Origin of the sequence: Caldalkalibacillus thermarum, from assembly GCF_014644735.1 — a bacterium.
In the GTDB taxonomy this organism is placed as follows: Bacteria; Bacillota; Bacilli; order Caldalkalibacillales; family Caldalkalibacillaceae; genus Caldalkalibacillus; species Caldalkalibacillus thermarum.
The window spans coordinates 1-635 of record NZ_BMKZ01000132.1 but is presented as its reverse complement, the minus strand read 5'-3'; the positions used below and the strand labels follow the sequence as shown (position 1 = coordinate 635).

At 52.2% G+C, this 635-nt stretch carries 2 tRNA genes and 1 rRNA gene; all 3 read left to right on the top strand.

Annotation, left to right across the window (positions count from 1 at the left end):
- Positions 1-132: 132 nt before the first annotated feature.
- Positions 133-209: transfer RNA gene (locus tag IEW48_RS16860), tRNA-Ile, on the top strand.
- Positions 210-320: 111 nt separating this feature from the next.
- Positions 321-396 (top strand) — tRNA-Ala (locus IEW48_RS16855).
- Between the two features lie 59 nt (positions 397-455).
- Positions 456-635, top strand: a 23S ribosomal RNA gene (locus tag IEW48_RS16850); the annotation flags it as partial.

Genomic DNA, 635 nt, shown 5'->3' with positions numbered 1-635 from the left:
GGATCACCTCCTTTCTAGGGAGTTTTATGAGACCCCGGTTTTGGGGGATCCCTAAACTGAACGTTTTATAACGTTTCATCTTAACCAATTGCTCGCACGCTTGCTGCTTTGTTTAGTTTTGAGGGTTTTCGTGGGCCTATAGCTCAGCTGGTTAGAGCGCACGCCTGATAAGCGTGAGGTCGGTGGTTCAAGTCCACTTAGGCCCACCATCAGCACACCTCAGTTAAACGTAAGCATACAATGATATTGTATATCATGATATGGTCATGANTCAGTTAAACGCAAGCTTACAATGATATTGCATGATATGGTCATGTTGCGGGGCCATAGCTCAGCTGGGAGAGCGCCTGCTTTGCACGCAGGAGGTCAGCGGTTCGATCCCGCTTGGCTCCACCAATTGCACCTTGAAAATTGGATAACAGCAGATTCATCGGGTAGCCACGAGCGACCTTAAGGGTTAAGCTACTAAGGGCGCACGGTGGATGCCTAGGCGCTGGGAGCCGATGAGGGGCGCGGCAAACGGCGAAACGCCTCGGGGAGCCGTAAGCAGGCGTTGATCCGGGGATTCCCGAATGGGGCAACCCCCTGTCCCTAATCGGACAGGATCCATCTTCCGAATCCATAGGAGATGGAGG